A 15,588-nucleotide genomic window follows, 5' to 3' on the forward strand; every position below is an offset into this window, starting at 1 on the left:
GGGGGGGGGGGGGGGGGGGGGGGGGGGGGGGGGTGGTGGGGGGCGGGGGGGGGGGGGGGGGGGGGGGGGGGGGGGGGGGGGGGGTGGGGGGGGGGGGAGGGGGGGGGGGGGCCCCCCCCCCCCCCCCCCCCCCCCACCCGTCCGTCAGAAGCCGAACCGCGGGTGGTAGGCCGGGTGCCCGAGGACGACGACGTACCGCTCGCCCCGCTCCCGGGCCGCGTCGAGGGCGGCCCGGACGGCGGCCGAGCCGGCGCCGGTCCGCTGGTACCCGGGCTGCTGCGGCTTCCCGGGCCGCCGCGATCCCTCAGGCCGGCGGCAGGCCGGGCGCGGCGGACTCCGGGCGGCGGTCGGTGGGGCGGGCCGGCGGGATGATCGGGGCGCGGAAGTCGCGCGGGCCGGTCCACAGGGCGGGGACGGCGTCGCCGCGGCGGGCCAGTTCGTAGGCCAGCGCCTCGTAGTTGACCCGCCAGCCGCGGAAGTGAGGCCAGGCGTCCTCGACCGGGCGCTCGCGCGGGAAGCCCGCGGCGGTGATCATCGCGACGGCGCCCAGGTACTCGGCGTAGCTGAGGCGGATCTGGGTGTCCGGGTCCGGGTCGGCGTCGAAGTCGATTCGCAGCGCGCGGCCGATGTCGCGCATCGCGGTGAAACCGGCCCGGATCACCAGCCGGGCCTCGGGCGGGGCGGAGCGCGGGCAGAGGGCGAGGTGGAGGGCGGCGGCGTCCATCACCGCGATCAGCCCGACCACCCAGCTGCGGTTGGGCTGGGGGGAGCGGAAGGCCAGCAGCACCGGGTAGTTGGAGTGGCTCTCGCCGATGTCGGCGGCCAGCCGCTCCCAGTCGCGGTAGAGCTGGGGGAGCGCGGTCTCGGTGTCGACCAGGGACTGGCGGGCGAGCAGCTCCGGGCCCCAGGCGGGTTCACCGGCCCGGGACTGCAGCAGCGTCACCTCGGTCTCGCGCCGCTGGTAGGCCGCGTACAGGGTGGGCAGGTAGGCGATCTGCAGGGCGATCACCAGCGGGCCGCTGGCGGCGGCCATGAAGTCGATCGCGGACAGCTGGAGGCGCTCGCCGCTCGCGTAGCCGAGGGTGAAGAGGCTGGAGCCGGCCTCCCGGATGGAGATCGACCAGCTGAGCTCCGAGGTGCCGTGCAGCAGCAGGGTGTAGGCGAGCAGCATCCCGCTGAGCCAGACCGTGAGCATGCCGAGCAGCACCAGCGGGGCGAGCCAGGTCAGGGCGCGGTCCTGCGCCCGGTAGGTGCCGAAGGGGGTGGCCCACAGCCGCAGCGCGGTGCGCAGCAGCGCCCAGAGCCGGAACACCAGGGCCGAGTAGAGCCCGCGGGGGACGACCAGGGTGCGCAGGATGCTGCCCACGACGAGCAGGAGCAGCAGCACGCCGATCAGGGTGTGGATCAACCTCATGGCGACATTGTGGCGGTAGGCGGTCGGCAGTGCGGTGCGAAGCCCCCGGTCAGGGCGCGGATCTCCCGGGTGCGGTTCGGTTCCCCCGCCCGGTATGAACATGATCACACCGATCTCGCCCGTCCAAAGGACGGCCGGTACGGCATCTAACGGGGTGGAGGGGGCAGCCCCAGGAGATCGGAGACCGGATGCGCGCACAGCAGGGTGGGGAAGCCGAGGAGGAGCGGACCGGACGCCGGAGGTGGCGACCGCTGCGGCGGATCGACTACCCGCGCCGCGGGCGGCGCGGGGTCCGGCGCTGGCTCCCCTCCTGGCGGCAGCTGCTCCTGACGACCGGTCTCGGGACGGCGGTGCTGACCGGGCTGGCGGGCTGGTTCTACGCCACCACGCACGTCCCGGACGACCTCAACGCCTTCGCCACCCAGCAGAACAACGTCTACTACTGGGCGGACGGCACCGAGATGGCCCGGATCGGCGAGACCAACCGGCAGGAGGTGCCGCTGAGCCAGGTGCCCGAGTCCGTCCAGTGGGCGGTGCTCTCCGCCGAGAACGAGACCTTCTACTCGGACCCGGGGGTCTCGCTCAGCGGCATCGGCCGCGCCGTCTACGAGATGGCCACCGGCGGCGACACCCAGGGCGGCTCGACCATCACCCAGCAGTACGTCAAGAACACCTACCTGAACCAGCGCCAGGACGTCTCCCGCAAGCTCAGCGAGATGGTCATCGCGGTCAAGCTGGGCCAGCGGATGAGCAAGCAGGACATCCTGGCCGGCTACCTGAACACCAGCTGGTTCGGGCGCGGCAGTTACGGCATCGAGCGGGCCGCGGCCGCGTACTACGGCAAGGACGTGTCGCAGCTCGACCCCAGCGAAGGGGCCTTCCTTGCCGCCCTGTTGAAGGGCGCCGGGCAGTACGACCCGGCGCTGAGCGAGGCGAACCACGCGCGGGCCGTGGAGCGGTGGTCCTGGATCCTGGACCGGATGGTCGACGCGGGCAAGCTCTCCGCCGCCGAGCGGGCCCGGTACACGGTGTTCCCCGAGCCGCGGACACCGCCCAAGGCGGCCGGGCTCGCCGGCCAGATCGGCTACCTGGTCGACCTGTCCAGGGGCTTCGTGGAGAGCCACAGCGACATCACCCCGGCCCAGTTCGACCTCGGCGGCTACCAGATCCGCACCACCTTCGACAAGGCGAAGGTCAACGCCCTGGCCGCGGCCGTGCAGGAGGCCACCAAGGGCCTCGACCCGGACAACCGCGAGGCCGACAGACTGCTCAAGGTCGGCGCCGCCTCGGTCGCCCTCGACGGGCGGATCGTCGCCCTCTACGGCGGCCCCGACTACCGCAAACAGGGCTTCAACAACGCCAACACCTCGACCGTGCCGATGGGTTCGGCCTTCACCCCGCTGGTGTACGCGGCCGGGCTCGACCAGGGCGTGCAGCGCCGGCGCGACGGCGGCCGGTCCCCGGTGACGCCCGGCACGACGTACGACGGCGACAACGGCGTCAACGTGATGACCCCGGAGGGGCCGTACTGGGGGCGGGACGGGAAGATCGTGAAGACCGCCAACGACGGCAAGCGGAACTGGGGCCAGGTCAGCCTGCGCAGCGCGGTCGAACAGTCCGTCAACGGGCCGATGATGCAGCTCGGAATGGACGTCGGCCTCGACAAGGTGCAGCAGACCGCGGCGGCCCTCGGCCTGCTCCCCGAGAGCCTGGGCGAACTCGTCCCCGCCTTCGGCGTCGGCAACTCCACCCCGAGCGCGATCCGCGCCGCCGACGCCTACGCCGCCTTCGGATCCGGCGGCAGCCACACCGACCCGTACTCCGTGCTGGGCGTCACCCGCAACGGCGCGCCCGTCGACCTGCGCCTGCCCACCGCCGCCCAGGCCCTGCCCGCGGCCGTGGCGGCCGACGTGGACACCGCCCTCAAGGGCGCGGTCCGCGGCGGCAGCGCCCAGGCGGTGGCGGGCGCGGGCGCCGGCCTGGCGGCGAAGCCCGGTACCACCCCGGACCGCACCGCGGGGTGGACCATCGGCTACAACGGGCAGCTGTCGACGGCGGTCACGGTCTTCCGGGCCGACCTCAAGGACATGAAGCTGCAGTCCCTGGAGGGGATCGGCGGGGCCGCGCCGGACACCCCGGACTCGGACCTGCCGGGGCGGATCTGGACGGCGTTCATGAAGACCGCCGGGCAGTAGCGGCCGCCGTCGTCCACCGCGCCCCCGGGCGGAGCCTCTCCGGGTGCCGGACCGCCCGGATCCGGCACACCCGGCCGTCCGGGACGTCGAACGCGGCCACCGTCGGCGCGCCGTTGACCGAGCACTCCAGCAGTTCCGGGCCCGGGGCCCGTCGCGTCCGACGGCGTCGTGGCCCGCCGGTGCCGGGGGCCGGCCGGTCGCGGCGCCACCCCGCAACCGGCCGTGGCGGTGGGCTACTTGGTCAGGCGGGACCAGTCGCCCGGCTGGCCGGGGTCGAGCTGGCGGAGCTTGTCGAGGACCTTCGGGTCCTGGGCGTCCAGCCAGTCGGCGACCTGGCGGAAGGAGACGCAGCGGACGCCGTCCTGGTGGCAGACGTTCTTCACCACGTCCTCGACGGCGTCCATGTAGATGCCGCCGTTCCAGTCCTCGAAGTGGTTGCCGATGAACAGCGGGGCGCGGCTGCCGTTGTAGACCCGGTTGAAGCCGGCCAGGTAGCTGTCCCGGGCCTCCTTCTCCCAGTCGGTGAACTTCTTCGGGTCGCCCTTGGTGGTGTTGCCGGACTGGCCGGCCAGGAAGTTGAAGTCCATCGACAGGCCCTGGGACGACCTGGCCGGGAAGGGCAGCATCTGGAGCGGGAAGTTCCAGATGCCGCCCTTCCTGGTCGGCCAGACCTGGAACTCGCCGGGGGAGCTGGCGTCGTAGCGGAAGCCCGCGGCCTTCTCGGCCGGGAGCAGGTTCTTCTGCCCCTCCAGGCACGGCGCGCGGCCGCCGACCAGCTCCTTGGTGTAGTCGAAGGGCAGCGGCGGGAGGTTCTTGAAGCCGGTGTTGGTCTTCCAGTTGGTGACGAAGGAGACGGCCTGGTCGAGCTCGCTCCGCCACTCCTCGGTGCTCCACTCGCCCCCGCCCTTCGCGCCGCAGAAGTGCCCGTTGAAGTGGGTGCCGATCTCGTTGCCGTCCAGCCAGGCCAGGCGCAGCTGCTCCAGGGTGTCCTTGATGTGCGGGTCGGTCGCGTAGTCGATGGACGCGTCGCCCGCGTTGTGCCGGGGCGGGTGGTAGAGCGAGCGCTTGGACTTGGGCAGGGTGTAGAGGCCGCTCAGGAAGTACGTCATCTGGGCGTTGTTGTCCGCGCCCAGCTTGCGGAAGCGGGAGAACAGGTGGTCGTCGCCCTCCAGGGCGCCGTCCCAGGAGAAGACGACGAACTGCGGCGGCTTCTCACCCGGTTTCAGCTTCTCCGGCTTCGGCTGCTTGGGCTGCGGGCCGGTGTAGGAGGTGGAGCCGTCCCCGAGCACGTGGACCTGGCCGTCCCAGGTGGGCGTCGGGGTCGGGGTGGGCGTCGGCGCCGGGGTGTCGGTGGGGCTCGCCTCCGCGGCGGTCGGGTCGGGATCGGGGGCGGCGGCGTTCGGTCTGCTCTCGGAGAAGGAGTCCCCCGTGGTGAGCGTGAGGGACGCGACGACCCCCACGGCCAGCAGGACGACCGCACCGCGAGCAGTCCGCACGGATTCCCTTTCCTTCGGCGACAGTTTCGATCACACAGGGTTCTTCCTTGATCGATGACCTGAGCCGTCGGAAACGTTGCACGGGACGTCGTACGAATTTTCGGGCGGGTGCCCGGACGGTCGGCGGGCCTACCCCGCGACGGGCCGCGGGCCGGCCGGTGGGGCGCCGCTGACGGCGGCCTCGTACAGGGCCCGGACGGCCGGGCCGAAGGCGGCGCTGTAGGAGACCTGGGGGGTGTTGCCGCCGGTGTGGTAGCCGCCGATCACGCCGACCACCGCCCAGCCGCCCGGCCGCGGCACCAGCATCGGCCCGCCCGAGGTGCCGCCGGTGAAGGCGTCGCAGGCGATGCGCTGGAAGGTGCCCGGGTCGGCGGGGTCGTCGCTGGCCCAGCGGGTGGTCCGGCCGAGGCACTCCAGCGGCTTCTGCGACCCGCCCGGGTAGCCGATCATCCGGACCGGCAGGTGGACGTACCCCGTGCCGGTCAGCAGGCGCACCGCGCCCGTCGCGTCCTCCAGGCGCTGCCCGGCCTGGTTGGGCTCCGTCACCGTGAAGCCGAAGTCGTAGGCGGCGCCCGCGTGTTCGCCCCGGTCGTAGTACTCCTGGGCGAGATACACGCCGTCGGCCCGGACCGGGAAGACGCCGAAGGGCGTGCGCCCGTCGTGGTACTGCGGCACGAACGCCAGGTGCCGCTTCGGGGCCCGGCCGGCGTACCCCTTGAGGCAGTGCCCCGCGCTCAGCGCGAGGTCGCGGCCCGGGCTGTGCACCACGGAGCCGCTGCAGGTGCGGCCGGTGCCGTCGGCGTCCGTCCAGAAGAACGCGCCCGCCTGGGGGATGCCGTCGAAGCTGCGGCTCGGCGGGATGAACTCGCCGGGGCGGGGCCCGTCCGCCGTGCCCGGGGCGGCGGGTCCGGTGTCCTGGGGGAGTGCGGCCGCCAGGCGGGCCGGTGTCCAGTAGGCGCTCGGTCCCTCGGGGTCCGGCGTTGCGGCGGAGGCGGCCGGGAGGAGGCCGGCGCCCAGTGCCAGCAGGGCGGTCGCGAGTGTCGCCGCCCGCCTGACGGTTCTCGTCCCGTACGCCATGGGGTCGTCCCTCTCTCGTCCGTGCGACGCGGTACCCGTCGGCACCTGGATTGCATTGTCGCGAACCCGTCAGCAAGTGGGGCCGGAACGGCGGCATTCGGCCCAGGCCCGGGCCGGGTGCCATTGACACGGGAGCGCCTCCCCTGAATGCTAAGCAAGCGCTTAGTCAACCCTCCGTCGTCCCCGAGGAGCCGCCCGATGCCGCCGACCCCCGCCGACCCGCCCGGCCTGGACCTCGCCCGCCTCCGCGCCCACCTGGACCGGGAGCTGCCCGGCACCGTCCGGGGCCCGCTGCGGGCCGAGCTCATCGAAGGGGGCCGCTCCAACCTGACGTACGTGCTCACGGACGGCACCGGACGCTGGGTACTGCGCCGACCGCCGCTGGGGCACGTGCTGGCGACCGCGCACGACATGGGGCGCGAGCACCGGGTGATGTCGGCGCTGCGGGACAGCGAGGTGCCCGTACCGGGCATGCTGCTGATCGACCACGGCACCGACGTGCTCGGCGCGCCCTGGTACCTGATGGAGCACGTCACCGGCGTCGCCCACCGGGACCGCAAGGCCCTGGCCGGCCTCGGCGAGCAGCGGGTCGCGGCGCTCGGCCGCCGCCTGGTCGAGACCCTCGCCGCCCTGCACCGGATCGACCCGGCCGCCGTCGGCCTCGGCGACTTCGGCCGGCCCGAGGGCTACCTGGAGCGCCAGCTGCGCCGCTGGTCCACCCAGCTGGAGAAGTCCCGCAGCCGGGACCTCCCCCAGCTCGACCGGCTGCACGCCCTGCTCGCCGAGCGCCTCCCCGCCTCGCCCGCGCCGGCCCTGGTGCACGGCGACTACCGGCTCGACAACGTCCTGGTCGACGACTCCGACGCGATCACCGCCGTCCTCGACTGGGAGATGTCCACCCTCGGCGATCCGCTCACCGACATCGGCCTGCTGGTGATGTACACCGAGCTGGCCGGCGTCGGCGGCGGCATCATCCCCGACGCCATGACCGCCCCCGGCTTCCCCGCGGCCGACGGGATCGTCGCGTACTACGCCGAGTTGACCGGCCGCCAGGCCGCCGACCTGGACTGGTACGTGGCCTTCGCCTCGTTCAAGCTGGCCGCCGTCGCCGAGGGCATCCACTACCGCTTCCAGCAGGGCCGCACCCTGGGCGCGGGCTTCGAGCGCGCGGGCGAGATGGCCCCGATCCTCGCCCGGCACGGACTGACCACCCTCAAGGAGGGCTGAGAACCATGGACTTCGCCTACGACGCCCGCACGAACGTGCTCCGCGAGCAGCTGCTCGCGTTCATGGCCGAGCACGTCCACCCCGCCGAGCCCGTCCTCGCGCGGCAGTTGGCCGACCCCGCCCGCGAACCCTGGAGCGTCCCGCCCGTCGTCGCCGACCTCCAGACGGAGGCCCGCAAGCAGGGCCTGTGGAACCTGTTCATTCCGGGGGAGCATGGGGCCGGGCTCACCAACCTCCAGTACGCCCCGCTCGCCGAGATCACCGGCCGCAGCATCCAGCTGGCCCCGCCCGCGCTCAACTGCGCCGCCCCCGACACCGGCAACATGGAACTGCTCGCCCAGTTCGGCAGCGCCGAGCAGCAGGAGCGCTGGCTGCGGCCGCTGCTGGACGGCGCGATCCGCTCCGCGTTCGCGATGACCGAGCCCGAGGTGGCCTCCTCGGACGCCACCAACATCGCCACCCGGATCGAACGCGACGGCGACGAGTACGTGATCAACGGCCGCAAGTGGTACATCACCGGCGCGATGAACCCGGACTGCAAGGTCTTCATCGTGATGGGCAAGACCGACCCGGACGCCGCCGTGCACCGCCGGCAGAGCATGGTGCTGGTGCCGCGCGACACCCCCGGCCTCACCGTCAAGCGCGGCATGACGGTCTTCGGCTACGACGACGCCGACCACGGCGGCCACGCCGAGGTGCTGTTCGAGGACGTCCGGGTGCCCGTCGAGAACCTGATCGACGAGGAGGGCAGCGGCTTCGCGATCGCCCAGGCCCGGCTCGGCCCGGGCCGGATCCACCACTGCATGCGGGCCATCGGCATCGCCGAGCGCGCGCTGGAGCTGATGTGCCGCCGGGCGAGCGAGCGGGTGGCCTTCGGCCGGCCGCTCGCCGAGCAGGGCGTGGTGCAGGACTGGATCGCCGAATCGCGCGTCCGCATCGAGCAGTTGCGGCTGCTGGTGCTCAAGACGGCCTGGCTGATGGACACCGTCGGCAACCGCGGCGCGCACACCGAGATCCAGGCCATCAAGATCGCCACCCCGCGCACGGTCGAGTGGATCCTCGACAAGGCCGTCCAGACCTACGGCGCCGCCGGCGTCAGCCAGGACACCCCGCTCGCCCAACTGTGGGCCGGCAACCGCACCCTGCGCCTCGCCGACGGGCCGGACGAGGTGCACAAGCGCTCCCTGGCCCGGCGGGAGCTCAAGCAGTACCGCTGAGCACCTGCACGACGGACCCGGACCGGCCGGGGCCACCTCGGGCGGGAGGGCCCCGGGTCGCCCCCGCCTGGCCCGTAAGGGTGTCATACCGGGGTAGTCAGGGGGACTTGGCTCCCCGGTACGACGGCACCGGCGCGCCCCGCCCGTAGCGTCTGTCCGGTGACCGATCGGGACGAGGAGGCAGGCATGGGCAGGCGGGGACGGGCCGTGGCGGCGGTGCTGTTGGCGGCGTCGGCGACGCTCGGGATGACGGCTGCGCCGGGGGCGGCGGCGCCGGCGGTGGACGGCGGGGGCGGGCGGCAGGCCACGGCCTGGCTGCCGCGGCCGACCGGTCCGTACCCGATCGGGACGACCTCGCTGCGGCTGAGCGACGCCGGGCGGGAGGACCCCTGGAAACCGGGCCGCGGGCGCGAGCTGATGGTCAGTCTCTGGTACCCGACCGCCCGCCCGGCCACCGGCGGGGAGCGGGCCCGCTACATGGAGCCCGCGGCCGGGGCGCACTTCGGCGGCGACACCGGGGTCGGGCAGCTCAACTACCAGGTACGGCCCGGCAGTACGGACTGGTCGGGGATCCTCACCCACGCCCGCCGGGACGCCCCGGCCCGGCCCGGCGGCCCCCGCCCGGTGGTGCTGTACTCGCCCGGGCTGGGCGACCCGCGCACCTGGGGGACGGCCCTGGTGGAGGACCTCGCCTCGCGCGGCTACGTGGTCGTCACCGTCGACCACACCTACGAGGCCTCCGAAGTCGCCTTCCCTGACGGGGACCTGGCCACCTCGGTGTTCCCCGCCATGCTCCAGCAGCCCGGACTGGACGTCGGCGCCGTGCTGCGCAAGTCGCTGGCCGCCCGGGTGGCGGACACCCGCTTCGTCCTGGACGAACTCTCCGGGCTGCGCCGGGCCCCGGGCCTGCCGGCCGGCGTCGGCGCCTCGCTGGACCTGGACCGGATCGGCATGGTCGGCCACTCGGCGGGCGGCTTCACCGCCCTCCAGGCCATGCACGACGACCCGCGGATCGCGGCCGCGGTCAACCTGGACGGCCAGCTGCACTTCCCCGGCCCCGACGGCCGCACCGGCGTCTTCCTGCCCGACTTCGTCGAGGACGGCCTGGACCGCCCGTTCCTGCTGATGGGCACCCGCAGCGAGGACTCCGGCAGCTACCACGGACAGCCCGGCTGGAACGCCCTGTGGCAGCACAGCACCGGCTGGCACGCGGACCTCACCCTGGAGGGCTCCCGCCACGGCTCCTACACCGACGCCCAGTCCCTGCTGCCGCTGCTCGCCCGCCAGGGCGCCGTCACCCCGGAGGCGCTGGCCGGGGACGTCGGCGACGTCCGCCCCGACCGGGCCGAGCTCGCCACCCGCTCCTCCGTGGCGTCCTTCCTCGACCGCTGGCTGCGCGGCCACGACGACCACCTGCTGGACGGTCCCTCGGCCCGCTTCCCGGAGATGACGTACGAGCGGTAGCCCGTGCCACGACACCTCGCTTCAGGAATGCAGGTGCGCCGCGACGTACGGAACGGCGATCTGGTCCACCCCGCGTGTGCGGCCGAAGGCCGGGTGGACGTTGACCTCGAAGACCACGCCGCCGCTCTCGGCGGCGAGGTCGACGCCGGCCAGCGGCAGGCCCAGGGACTTGGTCGCCTGGATCGCCAACTCGGCGAGATCCGGGGGGAGTTCGTCGACCTCCAGCAGGGTGGAGACGGCGCCCCGGCACTCGTTGCACGGCGCCTCCGGGTCCGCCTGGACGTGCTCCGTCGCGCGGACCACCCGGCCGCCGAGGACGACCACCCGGTACTGGTGGCGCTGCCCGTCGGCGGTGAAGTTCCGGGCGTCCCGGGCGATCAGCCAGGCTTCGTCGAGATCCGCGTAGTGTCGTGCGGCGGCGGCGAGTTGGGCGTGGGTGGTGACGTGGAAGACGTCGTCGCCGCCCATGCCGACGCACGGCCGGGCCCAGACGTCGCCGCCGAGCCGCTCGAAGGCCTCGACGGCGGCCTCCGGGCTCGGCCGGGAGAGCGTGATCGTCGGCATGTGCGGCACGCCGTCGCGGGTGAAGCGCTCGACCGTGAGGTCCTTCTCGGTCGCCGCGCGCCAGGCCTCGACGTCGGTGCCGAGCGAGCGGACGCCGGCCGCGCGCAACTGCCGCTGGCAGTGGGCGAAGGCGGGGCGCCGGTGCGGCGGGATCTCGTAGACGACCACCGCGTCCGTGGTCACGACACGCCCTTCGGCCTCCAGCCGGACGGTACCGTGGCCCACGGCTTCGATCCGGCCGGTGGCGTCTCGGGAGCCATCCGTCATGAAGTGCCGCGCGTCCAGCAGGACGGGCTCGCGACCGGTCAGCCGCCGGGCGGCGGTGGCCATCGCGTCCCGGGTGCCCTCGGTCGAGCTGTGATCGGTCAGAAGAACGAGGTCTCGTCGGCCCATGGGGCCATCGAATCGGTGCGCGGCCGCCCCGGACAAGGACGCCTTGCGAGCCACCGGGCGTGGCGATCTGGCCGAAACCGCCCCGTGCCGCCGTCAGTCAACGGTGAGCACCAGCTTGCCGACCGTCATGGAACCGAGGCAATTGCTTACCAAGTTGCGTTTTTAACCAGGTAAGGATTTCATGGGTGGCATGAATCGCACAATCATTCCTCCCGTGCTCGTCACCGGCGCGACGGGTCGGATCGGCCGCATCGTCATCGACCGACTCCTCGAAGCGGGCGTGCCGGTCCGCGCGCTGACCCATCGCTCCGAGGCGGCGGCGACGCTGCCGGCGAAGGTCGAGGTCTTCGCCGGTGACCTGACCGTGCCCGAGTCGCTCGACCCGGCGCTGAGGGGCGCCGGTGCGGTCTTCCTGGTCTGGACCGCCCCGCCGCAGAGCGCCGCGGCAGTCATCGAGCGGCTGGCGGCCAACGTGCGGCGGGTCGTCTTCCTCTCCTCTCCGCATCAGACCCCGCACCCCTTCTTCCAGCAGCCCAATCCCATGGCGGCGCTGCACGCCGACATCGAGCGGCTCATCGCGGCCACCGGACTCGAGTCGTCGATCATCCGGCCGGGGATGCTCGCGTCGAACTCGCTGGCCTGGTGGGCGCCCGCGATCCGGCGCGGCGAGGTCGTCCGATGGCCTTACGGTGCCGCGCGGACGGCACCGGTCGACGACCGCGACGTGGCAGCCGTCGCGGCCCGGACACTCCACCAGGACGGGTACGCCGGAGGTGACTACGTCCTCACGGGCCCCGAGTCGCTGAGCCAGGTCGCACAGGTGGACGCCATCGGTGCCGCCCTGGGGCGCCGGATCGCGTTCGAGGAGATGACGCCGGAGGAGTTTCGGAGCCTGTCGGAGGGCACGGCGCCCCGCCCGGTCGTCGAGATGCTGCTCGCCGCCTGGGCCGCCGCGGTCGGACCGCCCGCACACGTCACCACCGCGGTGGCCGACATCCTCGGGACGGCCCCGCGAACGTTCCGTCAGTGGGCCGCCGACCACGCCACCGCGTTCGCGCCGGGTTCGTGACCACCTCGACCGTGGCCGGCCGCGTCGTGCTTCGCTAGCGGATCTCCGAGCCGGGGTTGGCGTCGTCCCACTCCTGTCGGGAGGTGAGGATCGCGTCGTGGTGGTCGTACGACCAGTCGACCATCGCCCGCACCAGGTGAGTGAGGCTGTGGCCGAGCGGGGTCAGCTCGTACTCGACCTGCGGGGGGACGGTCGGGTGGACGGTCCGGGAGACCAGGCCGTCGCGCTCCAGCCGGCGCACCGTCAGGGTCAGCATCCGCTGCGAGATCCCCGGCAGGGCGCGCTGCAGCTCGCGGAACCGCCGTACGCCCTGGGCGAGTTCGACCACGGCGAGGACGGACCACTTGTCGCCGAGCCGGGTCAGCAGGTCGCGGATCCCGCAGTCGACGCCGTCGTCGCACCAGACCACCGGACGGGGGGTGGTTACCGCGGTGTGCCCTACTGACATGGAAGTGCCTCCTTACGCCGGACGCCCAGGCTACCGAGGATGGTCACGTCTTCAACGACCAGCCATCTGGAGGAGAAACATGCTGCTCGTCACCGGTGTCAACGGAGGTCTCGGCTCCCTCGTCCTGGAGCGCCTCGCGGGCCGTGCGGATGTCGTCGCCGGGAGCCGGACGCCCGGCGCGGTGGAGGCCGAGGTGCCCGTCCGGCTGGTGGACTTCGACCGGCCGGAGGCCCTGGCCGCGGCCTTCGACGGGGTACGGACGCTGTTGCTGATCTCGGCGGGGGCCGCCGAGGACGACGTGGTGATCGCCCGGCACGGCGCGGCGATCGAGGCGGCCGAGAAGGCGGGCGTCGAGCACGTCGTCTACACCAGCCTCTCCGGCGACGGCGACCACCTGCCGTACGCGCTGGCGCACCGCTGGACGGAGCGGCGGCTGCGCGAGTCCGGCACGCTGCGCTGGACGGTGCTGCGCAACGGCCTCTACGCGGAGCTGCTGGCCGCGATCGCCGCGCCCGGCCCGGACGGGGTGATCACGGCGCCGCTGGGGGCGGGGCGGCTGGCGGCCGTGGCCCGGGCGGACCTGGCCGAGGCGGCGGTGAAGGTGGCGCTGGCGCCCGCCGCGCACGCGGGGCGGACGTACGAGCTGGTCGGGGAGCGGGCGGTGGGCGGCGCGGAGGTGGCGGAGGTGCTGGGCGCGGAGTACCGCCCGGGCAGGCTCGCGGAGGCCCGGACTGCGCTGGCGGCCTCGGACGCGCTGCGCGACTTCCAGGTGCCGATGACGGTGGGGACCTACTCGGCGATCGCGCACGGCTTCCTGGCCGGGCCGGGCGGGCCGGGGGACCTGGCGGCGCTGCTGGGCCGCCCGCCGCGCCCGGCGCTGGAGGTCGTCGCGGGGCGTTAGGGTCCGTCCCGGCCCTGGGGCCCGTCCCGGCCGTGGCGTGCTCGGCGAGACCCTGGAGACCCTGCGTTCGCTCGGCGCCGCACTCGACCCGGCCACCCTGCGCGGCTACGCCGAACTGGCCGAGCGGACCGCCGTCCTCGACCTCGACCAGCTCGACCCGGCCGCCGACCCGCTGGAACAGGCCGAGCGGGCCCTGCTGCGGACCGTCCTCCTGGAGCCGGCGCTGCTCGCGCTGCGGCGGCTGGCGCAGGAGAACGAGTCCGCCCGGCACGGCGGTTGAGCCACTTGCGGTCGGGCCGCCCGCCGTCGGGCTACTCGCCGTCGGGCTACTCGCCGTCGGGCTACTCGCCCAGGACGGCGATCCGCCCGGTGCTGCGCCCGTCGGCGACCAGCTGCACGGCCGCCGCGGCCTCGGCCAGCGGGACCCGGGCGCTGACCAGCGGCCGGACCACGCCCTGCTCGGCGAGCTCGGTCAGCGCGTCGTGGGCGGCGCGAACCGCCCGCGGGTCGTGGGTGTTGTACAGGCCCCAGTGCAGGCCGAGGATCGTGTAGTTCTTCACCAGGGCGTGGTTGAGCGCCGGGGCCGGGATCTGCCCGGCGGCGAAGCCCACCACCACGATCCGGCCCTCGAAGGCCACGCACCTGGTGGAGCCGGTGTAGGCCTCGCCGCCGACCGGGTCGAAGACCACGTCCGCGCCGCGCCCGCCGGTGAACTCCTTGACGGCGGTGACGAAATCCCCGGCCGGGCCGTCGGCCGTCCGGTCCACCACCAGGTCGGCGCCGAGCGCCCGGGCCGCCTCGGCCTTGGCCGGGCCGCCGACCACGGCGACCACCCGGGCCCCGGCGGCCCGGCCGAGCTGGACGGCCGCACTGCCGACCCCGCCGGCCGCCGCGTGCACCAGCAGGGTCTCGCCGGCCCGCAGCCGGGCCCGGCGGTGCAGGGCGAACCAGGCGGTCTGGTGGCCGATGTGCAGCGCCGCCGCCTCGGCGTCGTCCAGCGCCTCGGGCGCCGGGAACGCGGCGGCGGCGTCCAGCAGCGCGTACTCGGCGAAGGCGCCGTGCGGCAGCACCGGGTTGCCGATCAGCCGCTCGCCGCGCCGGGCGCCGTCCGCGACCTCGCCGCACAGCTCCACGCCCGGGGTGAACGGCAGCGGCGGGCGGACCTGGTAGTGCCCGCGCACCATCAGCGCGTCGGGGAAGTTCACCGCCGCCGCCCGGACCCGGACCAGCAACTGCCCCGGGCCCGGCACCGGCCGGGCGGCGTCCTCGGCGAGCCGCAGCACCGCGGCCGGCTCGCCGAGCTCGGTGACCTGCCAGGCCCTCACAGCGCCCCGCCCTTCTCCAGCCCCTGCTGGAGCCGGTTCACCCCGGCGAGCCAGCGGTCCGGCTCGGTGGCCCGGACGCGGTAGTACTCGGCGACCTCGGGGTGCGGCAGGATCAGGAACCGCTCCTCCCGCAGCGCCGCCAGGACCGCCCCGGCGACCTCCGCCGGGTGCAGGGCGGTCGGCACCAGCAGCGCCTCGCCGACCGCGCCGGTGGAGGCCAGCATGTCGGTGCGCACCCCCTGGGGGCAGAGCGCGTGCACCCGGACACCGCGGTGGCGGTAGGTGGCGGACAGCCACTCGGCGAAGGCGAGCGCGCCGTGCTTGCTGACCGCGTACGGGGCCGAGCCGAGCATGGTGAGCAGCCCGGCGGCCGAGACGGTGGCCAGGAAGCGGCCGTGGCCGCGCTCCAGCCAGCGGGGGAGCAGCAGGTCGGCGGCCCGTACGTGGGCCAGCACGTTGACCTCCCAGGCGCTGGCCCAGGCCTCCGCGGGGGCGTCGGCGCCGCCGATCGGGGCGACGCCCGCGTTGGCGCACCACACGTCGATCTCGCCGAGCTCCGCGCGGGCCCGGTCGACCAGGGCGGCGAGGCCCTCGGCGGAGGCGGCGTCCCCGGGTACGGCGGTGCCGCCGCACTCCTTCGCGACCGCGCGGGCGGCGTCGGCGTCCAGGTCGTTGACCACCACCCGGGCGCCGGCCGCGGCGAAGGCCCGGGCCAGGGCGGCGCCGATGCCCCGGCCGGCACCGGTCACCACGACGCCCTGGCCGGTCAGGTCACCGCCCGGCCCGGTAGCGTCGCCG

At 74.4% G+C, this 15,588-nt stretch carries 14 protein-coding genes; 7 read left to right on the plus strand and 7 right to left on the minus strand.

The window, feature by feature from the left end; translation table 11 throughout:
* Positions 1-304: 304 nt before the first annotated feature.
* Complete coding sequence (locus tag ACZ58X_RS37580) at positions 305-1,414, minus strand: hypothetical protein (RefSeq protein WP_470338060.1); 1,110 nt, start codon at positions 1,412-1,414, stop codon at positions 305-307.
* A 188-nt stretch (positions 1,415-1,602) separates the two neighbouring features.
* Between ACZ58X_RS37580 and ACZ58X_RS37585 the strand changes: the two genes are divergently transcribed.
* Positions 1,603-3,609, plus strand: a complete 2,007-nt coding sequence (locus ACZ58X_RS37585) for a transglycosylase domain-containing protein (RefSeq protein WP_470338061.1) — start codon at positions 1,603-1,605, stop codon at positions 3,607-3,609.
* Positions 3,610-3,842: 233 nt separating this feature from the next.
* On the opposite strand, the gene ACZ58X_RS37590 is transcribed toward ACZ58X_RS37585, so the two are convergent.
* Positions 3,843-5,105: a polysaccharide deacetylase family protein gene (locus tag ACZ58X_RS37590; RefSeq protein ID WP_470338062.1), complete on the minus strand. Its 1,263-nt coding sequence runs from the start codon at positions 5,103-5,105 to the stop codon at positions 3,843-3,845.
* A gap of 129 nt (positions 5,106-5,234) precedes the next feature.
* On the minus strand, positions 5,235-6,182 hold the full coding sequence (locus ACZ58X_RS37595) for a trypsin-like serine peptidase (protein ID WP_470338063.1): 948 nt from the start codon (positions 6,180-6,182) through the stop codon (positions 5,235-5,237).
* A 198-nt stretch (positions 6,183-6,380) separates the two neighbouring features.
* Here ACZ58X_RS37595 and ACZ58X_RS37600 point away from each other — a divergent pair, with 198 nt between their 5' ends.
* The 3 genes from ACZ58X_RS37600 to ACZ58X_RS37610 all read left to right on the plus strand — a co-directional run bounded on the left by ACZ58X_RS37600 (position 6,381) and on the right by ACZ58X_RS37610 (position 10,090).
* A complete protein-coding gene (locus ACZ58X_RS37600) occupies positions 6,381-7,409 on the plus strand; it encodes a phosphotransferase family protein (protein ID WP_470338064.1) in 1,029 nt (342 codons plus the stop codon).
* Between the two features lie 5 nt (positions 7,410-7,414).
* Positions 7,415-8,626, plus strand: coding sequence for an acyl-CoA dehydrogenase family protein (locus tag ACZ58X_RS37605; protein WP_470338065.1), 1,212 nt, complete (start codon positions 7,415-7,417; stop codon positions 8,624-8,626).
* 186 nt (positions 8,627-8,812) lie between these two features.
* A complete protein-coding gene (locus ACZ58X_RS37610; RefSeq protein WP_470338066.1) occupies positions 8,813-10,090 on the plus strand; it encodes an alpha/beta hydrolase family protein in 1,278 nt (425 codons plus the stop codon).
* A gap of 21 nt (positions 10,091-10,111) precedes the next feature.
* Here ACZ58X_RS37610 and ACZ58X_RS37615 read toward each other — a convergent pair whose 3' ends face one another.
* A complete protein-coding gene (locus ACZ58X_RS37615) occupies positions 10,112-11,047 on the minus strand; it encodes an ATP-grasp domain-containing protein (protein ID WP_470338067.1) in 936 nt (311 codons plus the stop codon).
* A 190-nt stretch (positions 11,048-11,237) separates the two neighbouring features.
* Between ACZ58X_RS37615 and ACZ58X_RS37620 the strand changes: the two genes are divergently transcribed.
* Positions 11,238-12,116: an SDR family oxidoreductase gene (locus ACZ58X_RS37620; protein ID WP_470338068.1), complete on the plus strand. Its 879-nt coding sequence runs from the start codon at positions 11,238-11,240 to the stop codon at positions 12,114-12,116.
* Between the two features lie 34 nt (positions 12,117-12,150).
* Here the strand turns inward: ACZ58X_RS37620 and ACZ58X_RS37625 are convergent, their stop codons facing one another.
* A complete protein-coding gene (locus ACZ58X_RS37625) occupies positions 12,151-12,564 on the minus strand; it encodes a winged helix-turn-helix transcriptional regulator (RefSeq protein WP_360230548.1) in 414 nt (137 codons plus the stop codon).
* A gap of 79 nt (positions 12,565-12,643) precedes the next feature.
* Between ACZ58X_RS37625 and ACZ58X_RS37630 the strand changes: the two genes are divergently transcribed.
* On the plus strand, positions 12,644-13,465 hold the full coding sequence (locus tag ACZ58X_RS37630; RefSeq protein WP_470338069.1) for an NAD(P)H-binding protein: 822 nt from the start codon (positions 12,644-12,646) through the stop codon (positions 13,463-13,465).
* A 37-nt stretch (positions 13,466-13,502) separates the two neighbouring features.
* Entirely contained in the window at positions 13,503-13,745 is a 243-nt protein-coding gene (locus ACZ58X_RS37635) for a hypothetical protein (protein WP_470338070.1), read from the plus strand.
* 61 nt (positions 13,746-13,806) lie between these two features.
* Here ACZ58X_RS37635 and ACZ58X_RS37640 read toward each other — a convergent pair whose 3' ends face one another.
* A complete protein-coding gene (locus ACZ58X_RS37640; RefSeq protein ID WP_470338071.1) occupies positions 13,807-14,790 on the minus strand; it encodes an NADPH:quinone oxidoreductase family protein in 984 nt (327 codons plus the stop codon).
* The gene (locus ACZ58X_RS37645) at positions 14,787-15,542 is read right to left on the minus strand and encodes an SDR family oxidoreductase (protein ID WP_470338111.1); all 756 of its coding nucleotides are present in this window, start codon (positions 15,540-15,542) and stop codon (positions 14,787-14,789) included. The genes ACZ58X_RS37640 and ACZ58X_RS37645 overlap by 4 nt, the downstream gene beginning before the upstream one ends.
* Positions 15,543-15,588 lie beyond the last annotated feature (46 nt).

This window comes from Kitasatospora sp. NPDC040550 (assembly GCF_055594965.1).

Coding starts and splice junctions, on each gene's coding strand:
- ACZ58X_RS37580 (WP_470338060.1), bottom strand. CDS start 1,414: ATGAGGTTGATCCACACCCTGATCGGCGTGCTGCTGCTCCTGCTCGTC.
- ACZ58X_RS37585 (WP_470338061.1), top strand. CDS start 1,603: ATGCGCGCACAGCAGGGTGGGGAAGCCGAGGAGGAGCGGACCGGACGC.
- ACZ58X_RS37595 (WP_470338063.1), bottom strand. CDS start 6,182: ATGGCGTACGGGACGAGAACCGTCAGGCGGGCGGCGACACTCGCGACC.
- ACZ58X_RS37600 (WP_470338064.1), top strand. CDS start 6,381: ATGCCGCCGACCCCCGCCGACCCGCCCGGCCTGGACCTCGCCCGCCTC.
- ACZ58X_RS37605 (WP_470338065.1), top strand. CDS start 7,415: ATGGACTTCGCCTACGACGCCCGCACGAACGTGCTCCGCGAGCAGCTG.
- ACZ58X_RS37610 (WP_470338066.1), top strand. CDS start 8,813: ATGGGCAGGCGGGGACGGGCCGTGGCGGCGGTGCTGTTGGCGGCGTCG.
- ACZ58X_RS37615 (WP_470338067.1), bottom strand. CDS start 11,047: ATGGGCCGACGAGACCTCGTTCTTCTGACCGATCACAGCTCGACCGAG.
- ACZ58X_RS37620 (WP_470338068.1), top strand. CDS start 11,238: ATGAATCGCACAATCATTCCTCCCGTGCTCGTCACCGGCGCGACGGGT.
- ACZ58X_RS37625 (WP_360230548.1), bottom strand. CDS start 12,564: ATGTCAGTAGGGCACACCGCGGTAACCACCCCCCGTCCGGTGGTCTGG.
- ACZ58X_RS37630 (WP_470338069.1), top strand. CDS start 12,644: ATGCTGCTCGTCACCGGTGTCAACGGAGGTCTCGGCTCCCTCGTCCTG.